Here is a 17,831-nt window from a genome sequence, read left to right as displayed (position 1 = left end):
GGCCGCGGGCGGCCACATGGAAATTCGAAGAAGTTTTCGATTAGCATTAGTGGGTGCCTAAAGCCGTAGCTGAAGTCCCCGCCGTCGAATCCATCGCAAGCGTTTCCGCGCAGCCCGCCATACCCGTACGCCACGACCTGTCCCGGCTCGTGGTCAAGGGGGCGCGTGAACACAACCTCCGCAATGTCGATCTCGACCTTCCCCGTGACGCCATGATTGTCTTCACCGGCCTGTCGGGTTCGGGCAAGTCATCCTTGGCATTCGACACCATCTTCGCCGAAGGCCAGCGCCGGTACGTGGAATCATTGTCGGCCTATGCCCGCCAGTTCCTGGGCCAAGTGGACAAACCGGATGTCGATTTCATCGAAGGCCTTTCCCCGGCAGTTTCCATCGATCAGAAGTCCACCAGCAAGAATCCGCGTTCCACGGTGGGAACCATCACCGAGATTTACGACTACATGCGTCTTCTTTGGGCACGTGTCGGCCGGCCGCATTGCCCGGTGTGCCACGAGCCGATCACGCGGCAGACGCCGCAGCAGATCGTTGACCAATTGCTGGAGCTCGAATCCGGTACCCGCTTCCAGATCCTTGCCCCGGTGGTCCGGGGACGCAAGGGTGAATTCGTCGAGCTCTTCAAGGAGCTCACCGCCAAGGGCTACTCACGCGCCCGGGTGGACGGCGAGCTCGTCCAGTTGAGCGATCCGCCCAAGCTCGGCAAGCAGTTCAAGCACTCGATTGAAGTGGTTGTTGACCGGCTTGTGGTCAAAGAAGGAATCAGCCAACGGCTGACTGATTCGATCGAGACCGGGCTTGGACTTGCGGAAGGCAGGGTGCTGATCGAGTTCGTGGATCTCGACGCCGAAGACCCGGCGCGAATCCGGGCCTTCTCCGAAAACCTTGCCTGCCCCAATGAGCACCCGCTGGCCATCGACGAAATCGAGCCACGCTCTTTCTCCTTCAACAACCCGTTCGGCGCCTGTTCTGCCTGTAGTGGCATCGGTACCAAACTTGAAGTCGACGAGGAACTCGTAGTTCCCAACCCTGAGCTGTCCTTGGGTGAAGGTGCCATTGCGCCTTGGTCCTTGGGTACCGCCACCACCGAGTACTGGAACCGGCTTCTTGAAGGACTCGCCCTGGAGCTCGAATTCTCCATGGACACGGCGTGGGAGAAGTTGTCGAAGGAAGTGCGGCAGACGGTGCTGTACGGCAAGGACCACAAGGTTGTGGTCCAGTACCGCAACAGGTTCGGCCGGGAACGCAAGTACAGCACCGGCTTCGAAGGTGCCATCCAATATGTCCACCGCAAGCACGGCGAAACCGACTCGGACTGGGCACGCGACCGTTACGAAGAGTACATGCGGCAGATTCCCTGCCCTGAGTGCAACGGGGCCAGGCTGAACCCGGCGTCGCTCTCGGTGCTCATCAACGGCAAGTCCATCGCTGAAGTTGCGGCCCTTCCCATGCGGGACTGCGCGGAGTTCCTGGGCGGCCTCACGCTGACCGACCGTGAAGCGCAGATTGCCCACCAAGTCCTCAAGGAGATCCAGGCGCGCCTGACGTTCCTGCTCGATGTCGGGCTCGAATACCTGAACCTCGAACGGCCGTCCGGGACCCTGTCCGGCGGCGAAGCCCAGCGTATTCGCCTCGCGACGCAGATCGGCTCCGGCCTGGTGGGTGTCTTGTACGTGCTGGACGAACCGTCCATCGGCTTGCATCAGAAGGACAACCGCCGCCTCATTGAAACGCTGACCCGGCTGCGCGATCTCGGCAACACGCTGATCGTCGTCGAACACGACGAAGACACCATCCACGAGGCCGACTGGGTGGTTGACATCGGACCCGGTGCGGGCGAACACGGTGGCCAGGTGGTGCACTCCGGTTCCTACAAGGAGCTTCCTGGAGAACACGAACTCGCTGACCGGCGACTACCTGTCCGGGCGACGCAAGATCGATATCCCGGCGAAGCGGCGCAAGTACGACAAGAAGCGCGAGCTCAAGGTTATTGGTGCGCGCGAGAACAACCTGAACAACGTCGACGCCACTTTCCCGCTGGGGCTCTTCACTGCGGTGACGGGTGTCAGCGGCTCGGGGAAGTCCACCCTGGTAAACGAGATCCTCTACAAGGTTCTTGCCAACAAGCTCAACGGCGCCAAGCAAGTTGCGGGCCGCCACCGCTCTGTAGCCGGCCTGGAGCATCTCGACAAGGTGGTCCACGTGGACCAGAGCCCGATCGGACGGACCCCCCGTTCCAATCCGGCCACATACACCGGCGTCTTCGACAACATCAGGAAACTCTTCGCTGAAACCACCGAGGCAAAGGTCCGCGGTTACCAGCCAGGCCGGTTCTCCTTCAACGTCAAGGGCGGCCGCTGTGAGGCCTGCTCCGGTGACGGCACCCTGAAGATCGAAATGAACTTCCTGCCGGACGTCTACGTCCCGTGCGAGGTGTGCCATGGCGCCCGGTACAACCGGGAAACCCTTGAGGTGCACTACAAGGGCAAAACCATTGCGGACGTCCTCAACATGCCTATCGAGGAAGGCGCAGAGTTCTTTGCGGCTTTCACGCCGATCGCCCGGCACTTGAACACCCTCGTAGACGTCGGCCTTGGCTATGTCCGTCTTGGACAGCCGGCAACTACGTTGTCCGGCGGCGAGGCGCAGCGCGTGAAGTTGGCGTCGGAACTCCAGAAGCGTTCCAACGGCCGCAGTGTCTACGTCTTGGATGAGCCCACCACGGGCCTGCACTTCGAGGACATCCGCAAGCTGCTCATGGTGCTTCAGGGCTTGGTGGACAAGGGCAACACCGTCATCACCATCGAACACAACCTTGATGTGATCAAGTCCGCCGACTGGATTGTGGACCTTGGCCCCAACGGTGGTTCAGGCGGTGGGCGGATCATCGCCACCGGTACCCCCGAGCAGGTGGCAAAGTCGACCGAAAGCCACACTGCTACCTTCCTGGCCGAGATTCTGGGCTAGTCCGGTAGCTCCGGCCGGGGAATATTCTGGCAACGCTTGGAGTATTCCTTGGCCGGCATGTGAGTTTCAGGCATGCCTCAACTCGTGAGAAACTAACCCGGTGACTCAAACAATGGTGCCCATCATCTTTGATCTGGACGGCACCCTTGTCGATCCTGCAGGTGGCATAACCGGCGGCATCGCCGCAGCCCTGGGAGAAATGGGCCTCCCCATCCCGGAACAGCACGTGCTGGATTCCATGGTTGGGCCCAAGCTCAGCGATTCCCTCGAGCACATTGCCGGGGTTCCCGCCGCGAAAGTCGACGCGGTCATTGGCCTCTACCGCGGCTACTACCGTTCCGTCGGCATCGCACAAAGCCAGCTTTATCCCGGCATTCGTGAGCTTCTGGAATTCTTCGCTGAATCCCGGCGTCCAGTCGCGGTGGCCACCCAGAAACCCGAGGGCCTGGCGCGCATGGTGTTGGAACACCACGGCATTGCGGGCCTCTTTGCCTCCATCTGCGGTGCCTCCGACGACGAATCCGTGGCGGCCAACACAGCCCCCGGCAAGGTCGAAATCGTTGGTGCGGCACTGGCCAAGCTGCATTCGCAACCTGCAGTAATGGTGGGGGACCGTCACCAGGATGTTTTCGGTGCAATGGCCAATGGCCTCGACTGCATTGGCGTCAGCTGGGGATTTGCACTGGACGGTGAGCTTCAGGAAGCCGGGGCTGTCGCCGTCGTCGACTCTGCGACCGAACTGCTGAAGAAGATCGAAGAACTTGATGCCGTTCGTGCGGCGGCCCTGAGCGAGGTGCAGAACGATGGAAGCCTTTGATGTCATCCGCTGGACCACGCGTGGACTGATTTCCAGCACCTGCCGGCCCACGGTTATCGGGCTGGAAAACGTACCCAAGGACGGGCCATTCATTGTGGCCCCGAACCATTTGTCCTTTTTGGACAGTGTGATTGTCCAGGCCCTGATGCCCCGCCCGGTGGGCTTCTTCGCCAAAGCCGAGTACTTCACCACCAAGGGCTTCAAAGGCCGCGCCATGAAGGCATTCTTCCAAGCGGTTGGATCCATCCCCGTGGAACGTGGGGAACAGGCGGCCAGCGTGCAGGCGCTCAAGACCCTCTTGGACATCCTTGAGAACGGCAAGGGCATCGGTATCTACCCCGAAGGCACCCGGTCACGCGACGGATTGCTCTACCGCGGACGTACTGGCGTCGGGTGGCTTGCGCTGACTACGGGCGCGCCGGTGGTGCCGGTAGGACTCATCGGCACCGACAAGTTGCAGCCGGTGGACCGCAACACTGTCCGTCCGCAGCACTTCATCATGAAGGTGGGGGAGCCGCTGTACTTCGACAAAACAGGTCCGGACCATTCCCTGCCTGCCCGCCGCGAAGTGACGGACAAGATCATGGACGCCATTGCGGTGCTGAGCGGCCAGGAACGCTCCACGAGCTACAACCAGAGCAAGTCGGCAGAGTAGCCCCGGTCCCCGTACCACGCCCCTGGCGTGCAGGGGCACGGGTTTTCCCTTACTAGACTGGAACTGTGGCAGATCCAGCGAGTTATCGACCCCAGACGGGCGAAATCCCCACCACCCCCGGTGTCTACAGGTTCCGGGATCCGCACGGCCGCGTCATCTACGTTGGCAAGGCGAAGAACCTGCGTTCCCGGCTGAACTCATACTTCGCCAACCCAGCAGGTTTGCTGCCGAAAACGCATGCCATGGTGCACGCCGCCAGCAGCGTTGAGTGGACGGTGGTGGGCAGTGAGCTGGAGTCCCTCCAGCTCGAATACACCTGGATCAAGGAATTCAAGCCGCGGTTCAATGTCGTGTTCCGCGATGACAAGACCTATCCGTACCTGGCGGTCACCATGGCGGAGAAGCTTCCCCGGGTCCAGGTCATGCGCGGCGAACGCCGCAAGGGCACGCGATACTTCGGCCCCTACACGGCGGGCGCCATCCGCGAAACCATGGACACCTTGTTGCGGGTCTTCCCGGTGCGGAGCTGCAGCGCCGGGGTTTTGAAGCGGGCGCAGGCCAGCGGGAGGCCATGCCTGCTGGGTTACATCGACAAATGCTCGGCCCCGTGCGTCGGTCGAGTCACCCCTGAACAGCACCGCGCCTTGGCCGAAGATTTCTGCTCTTTCATGGGGGGCGAGGCCGGCAAGTTCATCCGACGCCTCGAAAAGGACATGGGTGCCGCCGTAGCTGAACTCGACTACGAGCGGGCAGCACGGATCCGGGACGACATCGCGGCTTTGCGCAAAGTGTTTGAGCGCAACGCGGTGGTCCTTTCTGAGGATACTGAGGCAGACATTTTCGCTCTGCACGACGACGATCTCGAGGCTTCCGTGCAGGTCTTCCACGTCCGGGGCGGCCGGGTACGCGGTCAACGGGGATGGGTGGTGGAAAAGGTCGAAGACGCCACTACCCCGGAGCTCATCGAACACCTTCTGCAACAGGTCTACGGCGAAGACAGCGACAACCACGGGCCGCATTCCGCGTGAAGTCCTGGTACCGGAGATTCCGTCCAACCATCATGAGTTGCTTGAATGGCTCGGCGGCCTCAGGGGAGCCAAAGTGGATATCCGGGTGCCACAACGTGGCGACAAGGCTGCGCTCATGTCCACCGTCCGGGAAAACGCCGAACACGCGCTCAAGCTGCACAAAGTCCGGAGGGCAGGCGACATCACGGTCCGTTCCCTGGCGCTTCAGGAACTGCAGGATGCCCTTGAGCTCCCCGTACCGTTGCTTCGGATTGAGTGCTACGACATCTCCCATGTGCAGGGCACCAATGTGGTCGCGTCCATGGTGGTCGTGGAGGACGGCCTTCCCAAGAAATCCGACTACCGGAAGTTCTCCATCACCGGGCCTGCCGCAACCGACGATACGGCTGCGATGCACGACGTCCTCACGCGACGCTTCAGGCACTACCTGCAGGACAAATCCGCCCAGCCGCCCAAGAGCGGGGAGATCCCCAACCCCGGTCGCGGGGCGCTTCCACCGTCACCCGGAGACGCTGTGCCCGGGGACGCTGCCGTCACCGGGCCCGGAACCGGCATTGAGACCAAGGCGAGGTTCGCCTATCCGCCCAACCTCGTCGTCGTCGACGGCGGCCAGCCCCAAGTCAACGCGGCAGCGCGCGCCCTCGCAGAGTTGGGGATCGACGACGTCTACGTTGTCGGATTGGCGAAGCGGCTCGAAGAGGTCTGGTTGCCGGACAGTGATTTCCCGGTCATCCTGCCCCGCACATCCCAAGGGCTCTACTTGCTGCAACGCATCCGCGACGAAGCCCACCGCTTTGCCATCACGTTCCACCGGCAGAAACGTGGAAAGGCCATGACGGTGTCCGCCCTCGATGGTGTCCCCGGACTCGGCGAGGCCAAGCGGAAGGCGCTCGTGGCGCATTTCGGTTCCCTCAAGAAGATCAAGGGCGCCTCGGCAGTTGAGCTCACGGCGGCAAAGGGAATCGGCCCGGCACTCGCGGAAGCAGTCGTCAGCCACCTGACGGCGGCAAGCGCCTCCGGGGAGACTGCCCCTGCCGTGAATATGACGACCGGCGAAATCCTTGAATTTTAGCTAGGGTAATAATCGGACGCCTCAATCAGGCGGTCCGGCCTGGACCAACAGAAGCCTGGACCATCTCAGAAACGGGGACACTAGATGTCAGAGTCAACAGCAGGATCCGGCGCGGAGCAGGACGGATTGATCCCCGTCAAGCCTGTCGAAGCGGAACTGCTGGTGGTGACTGGTATGTCCGGAGCAGGCCGCAGTACAGCATCGGATGCCTTGGAGGACCACGGCTGGTACGTCGTCGAGAACCTTCCGCCGCAGATGCTCGGCACTCTCGCCGAAATTGTGTCCCACGCGCCACAGTCCATCCCCAGGCTCGCAGTTGTGGTGGATGTTCGCAGCAAGGGCCTTTTCACCGATATTCGGACAGCCCTGGGCGCACTGAGCGCCAGCGGCATCACTTTCCGGGTGCTTTTCCTCGATGCCAGCGACAACGTCCTGGTCCGGCGCTTTGAGCAAGGCCGCCGCCCGCATCCGCTGCAAGGCGGAGGCCGGATCCTGGACGGGATCGCAGCCGAGCGGGACGTGCTGAAGGAACTCCGCGAATCGGCCGACGTCGTGTTGGACACCAGCACCTTCAACGTGCACGGCCTCGCCACCGCCATCACCGAGCTCTTCAGCGAAACCGGCCCCGTGGCGTTGCGCCTGAACGTCATGAGCTTCGGCTTCAAATACGGGTTGCCCGTGGACGCCAACTTCGTCGCTGACGCGCGCTTCATCCCCAACCCGCACTGGGTCCCGCAGTTGCGCCCGCACACCGGCTTGGACGCCGATGTCAGCGACTATGTACTCGGTGCCCACGGCGTCAGGGACTTTGTTGACCGCTATGTCCTTGCCCTGGAACCTGTCCTCGACGGCTACCGGACAGAAAACAAGCACTACGCCACCATTGCCGTTGGCTGCACAGGAGGCAAGCACCGCTCCGTCGCCGTCGCCGTCGAACTTTCCAAACGGTTGGCGCAATTCCCGCGGGTCACCGTCACCACAAGCCACCGCGATCTGGGTCGCGAATAATGGGGGTTCTGACCGGACCCCTGCCGCTGGTTCCGCCCAAGGGCACGCCTGGCAGCCAGCCTGCCAAGGGGCCCACGGTTGTAGCGCTCGGCGGCGGACACGGACTTTCCGCATCGCTTTCCGCGTTGCGGCTGCTCACTTCCGAACTCACCGCGATTGTGACCGTAGCGGACGACGGCGGATCTTCCGGGCGGCTGCGGGAAGAGTACGCAGTCCTTCCGCCCGGCGATCTCCGGATGGCGCTGAGCGCCCTCTGTGATGACACCGATTGGGGTCGCACCTGGCGGGACGTCATGCAGCACCGTTTCAAGACCCCTAGCGGCCGGAAGGGTTCCCTCGACGATCACGCCATGGGAAACCTGCTCATCGTTACCCTCTGGGAACTGCTGGGCGATGCCGTGGCGGGCCTGAAATGGGCCGGCGCCCTCCTGGGTGCCCGCGGCCAGGCCCTGCCGATGTCGACGCAACCACTGAACATCGAGGGCGACGTCAGGGTGCAGTTGCCCGGCGGCGGATTCGAGTTCCAGACCGTCAAAGGCCAGGCGAAGTGTGCTGTTGCCGGTTCACTCGAAAACGTCAGGCTCCTTCCCGAGGACGCGCGGGCATGCATCGAAGCGCTCACCGCTATTGAGCTCGCGGACTGGATCATTCTCGGTCCCGGCTCCTGGTACACCTCCGTGTTGCCCCATTTGCTGCTGCCCGAAATGCGGCAGGCTTTGTGCGACACTCCCGCCAAACGCTGCCTCACCATGAACCTCGCCATGGACACCAAAGAAACCTCCGGGATGTCCGCGTCGGACCACTTGGACGCCTTGCGCCACTACGCGCCGGAGTTCAGCGTGGACGTTGTCCTCGCCGATCCTTCCTCGATATCCGACCTCAAGGAATTCGAGCGGGCAGCGGGGATGATCGGTGCGGAGGTGGTCTTGGGTAAAGTGGGGGCGTCGAGCCGCCGTCCAATCCACGACCCGCTGCGTCTGGCATCGGCGTATCACGATATTTTCGGGAATAGTTAGGAACATGCGATGGCACTGACCGCATCGGTCAAGGAAGAACTTTCCCGGCTGGACATCAAGAAGTCGTCCGTCCGCAAGGCCGAAGTCTCGGCAATGTTGCGTTTTGCCGGAGGACTGCACATCATTTCGGGCCGCATCGTGATTGAGGCAGAGGTTGACCTTGCCGCCACGGCACGGCGGCTCCGGGCCGCGATCGCCGAGGTCTACGGGCACCAGAGCGAGATCATCGTCGTCTCCGGCGGGGGGCTCCGGCGCGGGAGCCGCTATGTTGTCCGTGTAGTGCGCGACGGCGAGGCCCTGGCCCGTCAGACGGGCCTCCTGGACGGCCGCGGACGGCCTGTGCGCGGGCTGCCCTCCGCCGTCGTCAACGGCTCGGCGTCCGATGCCGAGGCTGTCTGGCGCGGAGCCTTCCTGGCTCATGGTTCCCTGACCGAACCGGGCCGATCGTCTTCCCTCGAGGTCACGTGCCCGGGCCCGGAATCCGCTCTCGCGCTGGTTGGAGCCGCGCGTCGCCTTGGCATCCAGGCCAAGGCGCGCGAAGTGCGCGGAGTGGATCGGGTGGTCATCCGTGACGGCGATACCATCGCTGCGCTGCTCATCCGGATGGGAGCGCATGACGCCCTGATGGTGTGGGAGGAACGCCGTATGCGCAAGGAGGTCCGGGCTACCGCCAACCGGCTCGCGAACTTCGACGATGCCAACCTGCGCCGTTCGGCCCAGGCCGCCGTCGCTGCCGGAGCACGCGTGGACCGGGCCCTGGAGATTCTGGGCGACGACGTTCCGGACCACCTTAGAGTACGCCGGTGAGCTCCGGGTGGCACACAAGCAGGCCAGCTTGGATGAACTCGGACGGCTCGCTGATCCGCCCATGACCAAAGACGCCATCGCGGGGCGGATCCGCCGGCTGCTGGCGATGGCGGACAAACGGGCGGGAGATTTGGGCATCCCCGGGACCGAGGCAAATGTGACCCCCGAGATGATGGACGAATAAGGCACCCGTCCTAGAATCGTCGTGGTGCGGAGGAAGACCCGGCCGCCCGAAGATTTCCGGCCGGTTCGCCGGCCGGATGAACAAAACGAGAGTTACCAACCGGACCCCGGTCCACTACATTGGAGGATTTCGTGACAGAGTACGTACTGCCCGAGCTCGGCTACGACTACGCAGCACTTGAGCCGCACATTTCGGCGAAGATCATGGAGCTGCACCACAGCAAGCACCACGCTGCCTATGTAGCCGGTGCGAATAACGCCCTGGCCCAGCTGGCCGAGGCCCGCGACAAGGGCGACTTCGCCAACATCAACCGCCTCTCCAAGGACCTCGCGTTCCACACCGGCGGCCACATCAACCACTCCGTCTTCTGGAACAACATCTCTCCGGATGGCGGCGACAAGCCTGAAGGCGAACTCGCCGCAGCCATCGACGATGCCTTCGGTTCGTTCGATGCATTCCGCGCCCAGTTCTCGGCAGCTGCCCTTGGCCTGCAGGGTTCCGGCTGGGGCTTCCTGGCCTACGAGCCCATCGGTGGGAACCTCCTCATCGAGCAGCTCTACGACCAGCAGGGCAACGTCGCGGTCGGCACCACGCCGCTGCTCATGCTGGACATGTGGGAGCACGCCTTCTCACCTGGACTACGTCAACGTGAAGGCCGACTACGTCAAGGCATTCTGGAACATCGTCAACTGGGCCGACGTCGCGAAGCGCTTTGAAGCAGCCCGCGCCAACGCCACCGGCCTGATTGTTCTCTAGCAAAGTCCAGGGACTTTCGTGCCGAATCGGTGAGTGACGTGGAATACACGGGGATGTAACAAACTTCACATTCAGGTGAATTTCGCCCAAATACCGGATTGTCTGCCCCCGCAGTTGCGGGGGCAGACGTAGTTAAACGTAAGATGGGTCACGGAAGGCGGTTAGCCTTCAGCAACGTGGCTGGTCGCCCTCCGATCTGATAATCACTTCTGCCCAAAGATGTGCGGGAATTGTTAGTTGGAATCAAGATCCGACTCACTAGGTGTGCTTGCAAGAGCACCAAGGAGACTGAAATAGTGACCACCCGTATTGGTATCAACGGCTTTGGCCGCATCGGCCGCAACTACTTCCGCGCAGCACTCGCCCAGGGTGCCGATCTCGAAATTGTTGCGGTAAACGACCTCACGAGTCCCGAGGCACTTGCCCACCTGCTGAAGTACGACTCCGTCGGCGGCCGCCTGACCCAGACCGTTGAAGTCAAAGAGGGCAACCTCATTGTTGACGGCAACATCATCAAGGTCCTTGCCGAGCGCGATCCCGCGAACCTCCCGTGGGGCGAGCTGGGAGTGGACATCGTCATCGAGTCCACTGGATTCTTCACGAAGGCTGCCGCGGCACAGAAGCACATCGATGCCGGCGCCAAGAAGGTCCTGATCTCCGCACCGGCTTCCGACGAAGACATCACCATCGTCATGGGCGTCAACCACGAGCTCTACGATTCCGCAGCGCACAACATCATTTCCAACGCTTCGTGCACCACCAACTGCCTTGGCCCGCTGGCAAAGGTCATCAATGACGCCTTCGGTATCGAGCGCGGCCTGATGACCACGATTCACGCCTACACGGCGGACCAGAACCTCCAGGACGGCCCCCACAGCGACCTCCGCCGCGCACGCGCCGCAGCCATCAACATGGTCCCCACCTCCACGGGTGCGGCCAAGGCAATTGGCCTCGTTCTCCCGGAGCTCAAGGGCAAGCTGGACGGCTACGCCATCCGCGTACCGGTTCCCACGGGTTCCGCCACTGACCTCACCGTCACGGTTTCCCGTGAAGTCACCGTTGAGGAAGTCAACGCGGCCCTCAAGGCGGCTTCGGAGTCCGAGCAGTTCAAGGGCATCCTGAGCTACACGGCCGATCCGATCGTCTCTTCGGACATCGTCGGCGATCCGGCTTCCTCGATCTTCGACTCCGGCCTGACCAAGGTCATCGGCAACCAGGTCAAGGTTGTTTCCTGGTATGACAACGAATGGGGCTACTCCAACCGCCTCGTTGACCTCACGGAGCTCGTCGCATCCAAGCTGGGCTAGGGTAGACCCATGACATCTCACACCCTCAACGAACTGATCGCTGAAGGTGTCCGCGGGCGGTACATTCTCGTCAGAAGTGACCTGAATGTGCCGCTCGACGGCTCTACAGTGACCGACGACGGCCGCATCAAGGCCTCCCTCCCGGTCATCGAAAAGCTCTCGGACGCCGGTGCCCGCGTGCTCGTCACCGCCCACCTGGGACGCCCCAAGGGTGCTCCCGAGCCCAAGTATTCGCTCAAGCCCGCTGCAGCACGGCTTGCTGAGCTCGCGCCGTTCAAAGTGCAGCTCGCGGAGGACACCGTAGGTGAGTCTGCGAAAGAACTGGCAGGGTCATTGGAGGACGGAGACGTCCTGATCCTTGAGAATGTCCGTTTCGACGCCCGCGAAACCAGCAAGGACGACGCCGAGCGCGGAGCTTTTGCTGATGAACTCGTGGCACTGACCGGTGAAGACGGCGCGTTCGTGGATGATGCATTCGGCGCGGTGCACCGCAAGCACGCCAGTGTCTACGACGTCGCCACCAGGCTTCCGTCCTACCAAGGGGACCTCGTGCACACCGAGGTGGAGGTTCTGCGCAAGCTGACTACGGATACCCAGCGCCCGTATGTCGTGGTTCTCGGCGGGTCCAAGGTTTCGGACAAGCTCGCGGTCATTGACAACCTCCTGGGCAAGGCAGACACCATCCTTGTTGGCGGAGGCATGCTCTTCACGTTCTTGGCAGCCGCCGGCTACAAGGTGGCAGGCAGCTTGCTTGAAGCAGACCAGATCCCCGTGGTGCAGGACTACCTCAAGCGCGCTTCCGACGCCGGTACCACCTTCGTCATCCCCACCGACGTCGTGGTCGCCAGCCGTTTCGCAGCCGATGCCGACCACGAGGTGGTCAGCGCCGACGCGATCGAAGGAAGTGCTTTCGGCGCAGCAGGAATCGGCCTGGACATTGGACCCGTTTCCGCCGCGGCCTTTGCCGAGCAGATCAAGGGCGCCAAGACGGTGTTCTGGAATGGCCCCATGGGCGTCTTTGAATTCGAAGCCTTCGCTGCCGGAACCCGTGCCATCGCCCAGGCCTTCGACCGAGACCGCGGCGTTCACCGTGGTGGGCGGCGGCGATTCCGCTGCGGCTGTGCGGACCCTCGGCTTTGAGGACTCCCAGTTCGGCCACATCTCCACCGGCGGCGGCGCCAGCCTGGAAATACCTTGAAGGCAAGGATCTTCCCGGCCTGAGCGTGCTGGACCGCTAAGGCTACACAGCCGGCGGGGCGCCCTTCTGCGAAGGGAAAGCGCCCCGCCGGCTTCCCTATCTCAACGCATCTTTGGAGCACACGTGACAACTTCCGCCAACGGAAACTTCGTTCGCAAGCCCTTCATCGCCGGCAACTGGAAGATGAACATGGACCACGTCCAGGGCATCACCCTGCTGCAGAAACTGGCCTGGACCCTGTCCGACGCCAAGCACGATTACAACAGGGTGGAGGTTTCGGTCTTCCCGCCGTTCACCGATCTCCGTGGCGTGCAGACCCTCGTCCAGGGTGACGAACTGGAGGTTGTCTATGGCGGCCAGGACCTCTCGCAGTTCGACTCCGGAGCATACACCGGTGACATCTCCGGCCAGTTCCTCAACAAGCTGGGTTGCGCCTATGTCCTGGTGGGCCACAGTGAACGCCGCACCATCCACAACGAGAGCGACGAGGTCCTCAACGCGAAGGTCAAAGCTGCCTTCCGGCATGAGGTAACCCCGGTCTTGTGCGTCGGCGAAGGGCTTGAGATCCGCCAAGCCGGCACGCATGTCGAACACACGCTCGCTCAGTTGCGGGCCGGCGTCGAAGGGCTTTCCGCAGACCAGGCAAGCGAACTGGTCGTCGCCTACGAACCCGTCTGGGCCATCGGCACCGGGGAAGTCGCTGGTCCCGAGGACGCACAGGAGATGTGCGCCGCGATCCGGGCTGAGCTCGCCTCCTTGTTCGATGACGCCGTCGCGGCCAAGACCAGGCTCCTCTACGGTGGTTCGGTGAAGGCCAACAATGCGGCCGCGATCATGGCTGAGTCCGACGTCGACGGCTTGCTGGTGGGTGGCGCGAGCCTGGACCCTGCGGAGTTTGCTAACATTGTCAGGTTCGAGAGCCACCACAGCGCGGCTTAGTCCGTTTAGGTTCCGCTCCCGTTTTCCGTTCTTCTGAAAGGCCGTCGTGGACGTTCTTCAAGTCATTCTGCAGATTCTGCTGGGTATCACCAGCCTTCTGCTGACGCTGCTCATCCTCCTGCACAAGGGACGGGGCGGTGGTTTGTCCGATATGTTCGGCGGTGGCATGAGCTCGGGATTGAGTTCTTCGGGTGTCGCGGAGCGTAACCTTAACCGCTTCACCATCGTCTTGGGCTGCACGTGGGGTGTCGTGATCATTGGCCTTGGGCTGATCATGCGCTTCACCACGGGCGCAAACTCCTAGCGCTGCCGCCGTCGGATCCTCGCACTAGAGGTGTCCTCTCATTAGACTAGGCTGCATGGCCTTTACCGCCAGGCAGCCGAACTCTCAAGGGATCGACGATGGTTCATGGTAATTCTGGATTCCGGGGCACACGGGCCGGCGTAACAGCTGGATCGGCGCCCCGAAACCAACCCGACTCTGTAGTTGGCGAGAGCTTGCCGCGTATTCGTGTTCCCTATTGGTGCGCCAAGGGACATGAAACGCGGCTCGTTTTCGTTAAGCTCCCGGAGGATCAGATTCCGCTACGGTGGGACTGCCCCAAATGCGGTCTGGTTGCCGTCCGGGAACAAGGCGAAGCGACTATGGAACGGGCCGGCGAAGAGATCTTCAAGAGCCACCTGGATTACGTTAAGAAAGACGCTCCAGCCAAGACGCGGAGATTGTCCTGGCCGGAGCGCTTAAGCGGTTACGCGCCCGCAGGATCCTTACGGATGAGCTGCTGCGGGACACGTGAGGCCGCGTTTTCATCGATGAGCCAGAGGGTCCTTGTGCGGCCGATGGGTCCGGAGGCGGGAACCTGGACAGGGTTGGCCCCGGCGAGGGCCAGTCCCACGGCCCCGGCCTTGTCCTCGCCTGCCACAACCATCCAGATCTCCTGGGCCGAGTTGATGGCCGGCAAGGTCAGTGAAACCCTCGACGGCGGTGGCTTGGGGGAGTTCTCCACTCCCACCACGGTGCGGTCCTGGACGCGGATTCCCGCCTGCTCGGGGAAGAGCGAGGCTATGTGCGCATCCGGGCCGACGCCTAGCAGCAAGATGTCGAAGCGAGGCAAGTCGCCAGCCTCCTCCGGACGATTGTCCGAAGCATCCGCCGCGTGCTCAGCCTGGGCGGCTTCCTTGAGCCGGGCCGCGTAATCGGCTGCGGCCTCGTCTGCCGTGGCGAACTCGTCCGATGAACCCGGTTCGTGCACGCGTGCCGGATCGACCGGCAGGCTGGAAAGCAATGCTTCACGTGCTTGCACAGTGTTGCGGTCCGGGCTGTCCTTGCCGACAAAACGCTCGTCGCCCCACCAGAAGTTCACCCGTGACCAGTCGACCGCGGGGGCCGCAGGGGAGTCGGCAACGGCTTTCAGGGTGCCGATTCCCACGGTTCCGCCGGTGAGGACCACAGTGGCTTCGCCGTGCTTGTCCTGCACGTCCACCAGCTTAGTGATGAGCCGTGCAGCGATGGCGGCCATAAGGACGGCGGAGCTGGGATGGATGCTTACTCTGGGGTCGGCGCTCACTGGGACGGTCACTCCTTGCTATTTGTTCGGGGCAGTCCCATAGTAATCACTTCTCCGAAGACATCGTCCGGATCGAGGCGACGGAGTTCTTCGGCAAGGCAGTCCCGCAGGCTCCGGCGCGGCAGTGAAATCCGCTGGGCGGGTTGGCCCGGCTGGGTCAGTTCCGCAACAGTCAGGCCTGGCCGGACCAGCTGGACATCGCCGGTGGCGCGGCTCAGCCGTACCCTGCGGATGCCGGTGCCTGCGGGATCGGCCACGATCTGGACCGGAGCGTCCAGGAACAGCGTGAGCCAGGCGGCGAGCAGGAGTGTGCTGGGCGAGTCCGATGCGCCTTCGACGGTGATTGCCGTGACGGGTGATTCGTCTACCTGGTCCAGGGCGGCCGCAAGCTGCAGGCGCCAGTTGGTCAGGCGCGTCCAGGCGAGGTCGGTGTCACCTGCCCGGTAGGTTTCCCGGATCCGGGCGAGTGCCGCGGCGGGATCGGGTTCGTTTGCCGAGTCCGTAATACGGCGGTGCGAGATGCGGCCGATGGAGGTCTCGCAGGCGTTGTCAGGCGCTCCGTGGGGCCACCAGGCGACGATTGGCGCGTCCGGCAGGAGCAATGCGGCGACCAACGATTCGCTCTCCCTGGCGAGCTCACCGTAACCGCGCAGCACGATCACCTCGGATGCGCCGGCGTCGCCTCCTACCCGGATCTGGGCGTCAAGGCGATTCGGGGCCTCACTGCCTGCATCCGCGAGCACGATGATGCGGCAGGGATGTTCGCGGCTGGCCTCGTTGGCTGCCTCGATGGCTTCTTCCTCGAGCCCTGACTTTGTGACCACCACGAGGGTGAGGACACGTCCGAGGGCGATCACACCTCCTTGCTCGCGCAGGGAGGTGATCTCCTTGGAGACCTTGGAGGTGGTGGTGTTGGGAAGATCTACGATCATGGCCTTCTCCAGGTTCGTCCGTCGCGGGCAAGCAGCTCGTCGGCCGAGGCCGGCCCCCAGCTGCCGGGGGCGTAGGGTTCGGGCTGTTCGTCGAGCCCTGCCCAGTATTCTTCGAAGGGGTCCAGGATCTTCCAGGACTCCTCGACTTCCTGGTGCCGGGGGAAGAGCGGGGGTTCGCCCAGCAGCACGTCCAGGATGAGCCGCTCGTACGCCTCGGGACTGGACTCGGTGAAGGAATGTCCGTAGCCGAAGTCCATGGTGACGTCGCGGACTTCCATCTGCGTGCCGGGAACCTTGGATCCGAAGCGGATGGTGGCGCCCTCGTCGGGCTGGACCCGGATGACCACGGCATTCTGGCCGAAGTCATCCTCCCCGTTGCCGCGGAAGAGCAGGTTGGGCGCCCGTTTGAACACCACCGCGATTTCCGTCACGCGGCGTCCGAGCCTCTTACCGGCCCGCAGATAGAACGGTGCCCCGGCCCAGCGCCGGGTGTTGATGTCCAGGCGGATCGCCGCGTAGGTTTCGGTCTTGGAATCGGCCGGGATGCCTTCTTCCTCAAGGTATCCCTGCACGAGCTCTCCGCCTTGCCAGCCGCCGGCGAACTGGCCGCGGGCCGAGTGGGTGGACAGGTCTTCGGGGAGCCTGACGGCCGCGAGGACCTTTTCCTTCTCGGCACGCAGGTCATCGGCGTTAAAGGAGATGGGCTCCTCCATGGCCGTCAACGCGAGCAGCTGCAAGAGGTGGTTCTGAATGACATCGCGTGCCGCTCCGACGCCGTCGTAATATCCCGCACGCCCGCCGGTCCCGATGTCCTCTGCCATGGTGATCTGAACGTGGTCCACGTAGTTGGCGTTCCACAAAGGTTCGAACAACTGGTTGGCGAAGCGCAGCGCCAGGATGTTCTGGACCGTTTCCTTGCCAAGGTAGTGGTCGATGCGGAAGACCGCGTCCGGCGGGAAGACGGACTCCACGATGTTGTTGAGCTTGCGCGCGGACTCAAGGTCGTGGCCGAAGGGCTTCTCGATGACCACCCGGCGCCACTGGCCATCGCCGGCCTGCGCCAGCCCGTGCTTGGAGAGCTGGCGGCAGACCTGCTCGAAGGCCTTGGGCGGAATGGACAGGTAGAAAGCGTGATTGCCGCGCGTACCGCGGGTCTCGTCCAGTTCATCGAGCGTGGCGCTGAGGCGCTTGAAGGCCTGATCGTCGTCGAACTCTCCCTGGACGAAGCGGATGCCCTCGGACAACTGGTTCCAGACGGCGTCGTCGAACGGGGTACGGGAGTGCGCCTTGACGTTCTCCTTGACCTCGTTCGCGAACTCCTCATTGCTCCAGTCGCGCCGGCCGAAGCCGACCAGCGCAAAGCTCGGCGGCAACAGCCCGCGGTTGGCGAGGTCGTACACCGCCGGCATGAGCTTCTTGCGGGCGAGGTCACCGGTGACTCCGAAGAACACCAATGACGAAGGTCCGGCGATGCGGTTCAGGCGCCGGTCCCGCGGATCCCGGAGGGGATTGCGGTGGCTTGGTTTTCCCGTGGACCTGTAGCCGTTTTCAGTTTCTGGCATGTT

Annotated in this window: 10 protein-coding genes and 6 pseudogenes; 13 read left to right on the top strand and 3 right to left on the bottom strand. The window is 63.0% G+C overall.

Annotated features, from left to right (window positions below; all coding sequences use genetic code 11):
• The first annotated feature begins 53 nt into the window (after positions 1-53).
• From uvrA to ACF0H6_RS02600, 13 genes and pseudogenes are all read left to right on the top strand, one after another.
• Positions 54-2,979, top strand: a pseudogene (gene uvrA, locus ACF0H6_RS02660) (excinuclease ABC subunit UvrA).
• A 100-nt stretch (positions 2,980-3,079) separates the two neighbouring features.
• Positions 3,080-3,796: an HAD hydrolase-like protein gene (locus ACF0H6_RS02655; protein WP_395248355.1), complete on the top strand. Its 717-nt coding sequence runs from the start codon at positions 3,080-3,082 to the stop codon at positions 3,794-3,796.
• Entirely contained in the window at positions 3,783-4,451 is a 669-nt protein-coding gene (locus ACF0H6_RS02650) for a lysophospholipid acyltransferase family protein (protein WP_395248354.1), read from the top strand. The genes ACF0H6_RS02655 and ACF0H6_RS02650 overlap by 14 nt, the downstream gene beginning before the upstream one ends.
• 65 nt (positions 4,452-4,516) lie before the next feature.
• Positions 4,517-6,551, top strand: a pseudogene (gene uvrC / locus ACF0H6_RS02645) (excinuclease ABC subunit UvrC).
• Positions 6,552-6,635: 84 nt separating this feature from the next.
• Positions 6,636-7,559 (top strand): RNase adapter RapZ, encoded by a 924-nt coding sequence (gene rapZ, locus ACF0H6_RS02640; protein WP_395248353.1) that lies wholly within the window; start codon positions 6,636-6,638, stop codon positions 7,557-7,559.
• The gene (yvcK, locus tag ACF0H6_RS02635) at positions 7,559-8,575 is read left to right on the top strand and encodes a uridine diphosphate-N-acetylglucosamine-binding protein YvcK (RefSeq protein ID WP_395248352.1); all 1,017 of its coding nucleotides are present in this window, start codon (positions 7,559-7,561) and stop codon (positions 8,573-8,575) included. The genes rapZ and yvcK overlap by 1 nt, the downstream gene beginning before the upstream one ends.
• Positions 8,576-8,584: 9 nt before the next feature.
• Positions 8,585-9,566 (top strand): annotated as a pseudogene (gene whiA, locus ACF0H6_RS02630) (DNA-binding protein WhiA).
• 131 nt (positions 9,567-9,697) lie between these two features.
• Positions 9,698-10,322 (top strand): annotated as a pseudogene (locus tag ACF0H6_RS02625) (superoxide dismutase).
• A gap of 296 nt (positions 10,323-10,618) precedes the next feature.
• Positions 10,619-11,629, top strand: a complete 1,011-nt coding sequence (gene gap, locus ACF0H6_RS02620) for a type I glyceraldehyde-3-phosphate dehydrogenase (RefSeq protein ID WP_395248351.1) — start codon at positions 10,619-10,621, stop codon at positions 11,627-11,629.
• A 9-nt stretch (positions 11,630-11,638) separates the two neighbouring features.
• Positions 11,639-12,867 (top strand): annotated as a pseudogene (locus ACF0H6_RS02615) (phosphoglycerate kinase).
• Positions 12,868-12,950: 83 nt separating this feature from the next.
• The gene (gene tpiA / locus ACF0H6_RS02610) at positions 12,951-13,766 is read left to right on the top strand and encodes a triose-phosphate isomerase (RefSeq protein WP_395248350.1); all 816 of its coding nucleotides are present in this window, start codon (positions 12,951-12,953) and stop codon (positions 13,764-13,766) included.
• 46 nt (positions 13,767-13,812) lie between these two features.
• A complete protein-coding gene (gene secG, locus ACF0H6_RS02605) occupies positions 13,813-14,070 on the top strand; it encodes a preprotein translocase subunit SecG (RefSeq protein ID WP_366175926.1) in 258 nt (85 codons plus the stop codon).
• Positions 14,071-14,168: 98 nt separating this feature from the next.
• Positions 14,169-14,402 (top strand): annotated as a pseudogene (locus ACF0H6_RS02600) (RNA polymerase-binding protein RbpA); the annotation flags it as partial.
• Positions 14,403-14,515: 113 nt separating this feature from the next.
• On the opposite strand, the gene pgl reads toward ACF0H6_RS02600, so the two are convergent.
• From pgl to zwf, 3 genes are read right to left on the bottom strand one after another with little or no spacing between them, the layout of a single operon-like run.
• Positions 14,516-15,334 carry a 6-phosphogluconolactonase gene (gene pgl, locus ACF0H6_RS02595; protein ID WP_395248349.1) on the bottom strand — a complete coding sequence of 273 codons (819 nt, stop codon included), beginning with the start codon at positions 15,332-15,334 and terminating at the stop codon, positions 14,516-14,518.
• A gap of 8 nt (positions 15,335-15,342) precedes the next feature.
• Positions 15,343-16,266 (bottom strand): glucose-6-phosphate dehydrogenase assembly protein OpcA, encoded by a 924-nt coding sequence (locus ACF0H6_RS02590; RefSeq protein ID WP_395248348.1) that lies wholly within the window; start codon positions 16,264-16,266, stop codon positions 15,343-15,345.
• A complete protein-coding gene (gene zwf / locus ACF0H6_RS02585) occupies positions 16,263-17,828 on the bottom strand; it encodes a glucose-6-phosphate dehydrogenase (protein ID WP_395248347.1) in 1,566 nt (521 codons plus the stop codon). Before zwf ends, ACF0H6_RS02590 begins: the two co-directional genes overlap by 4 nt.
• Between the last annotated feature and the right edge of the window lie 3 nt (positions 17,829-17,831).

It is taken from the genome of Arthrobacter sp. NA-172 (assembly GCF_043952055.1).
Taxonomy (GTDB): Bacteria; Actinomycetota; Actinomycetes; order Actinomycetales; family Micrococcaceae; genus Arthrobacter.
The sequence above is the reverse complement of the archived record's forward strand: the minus strand, read 5'-3'. Positions and strand labels throughout refer to the sequence as shown.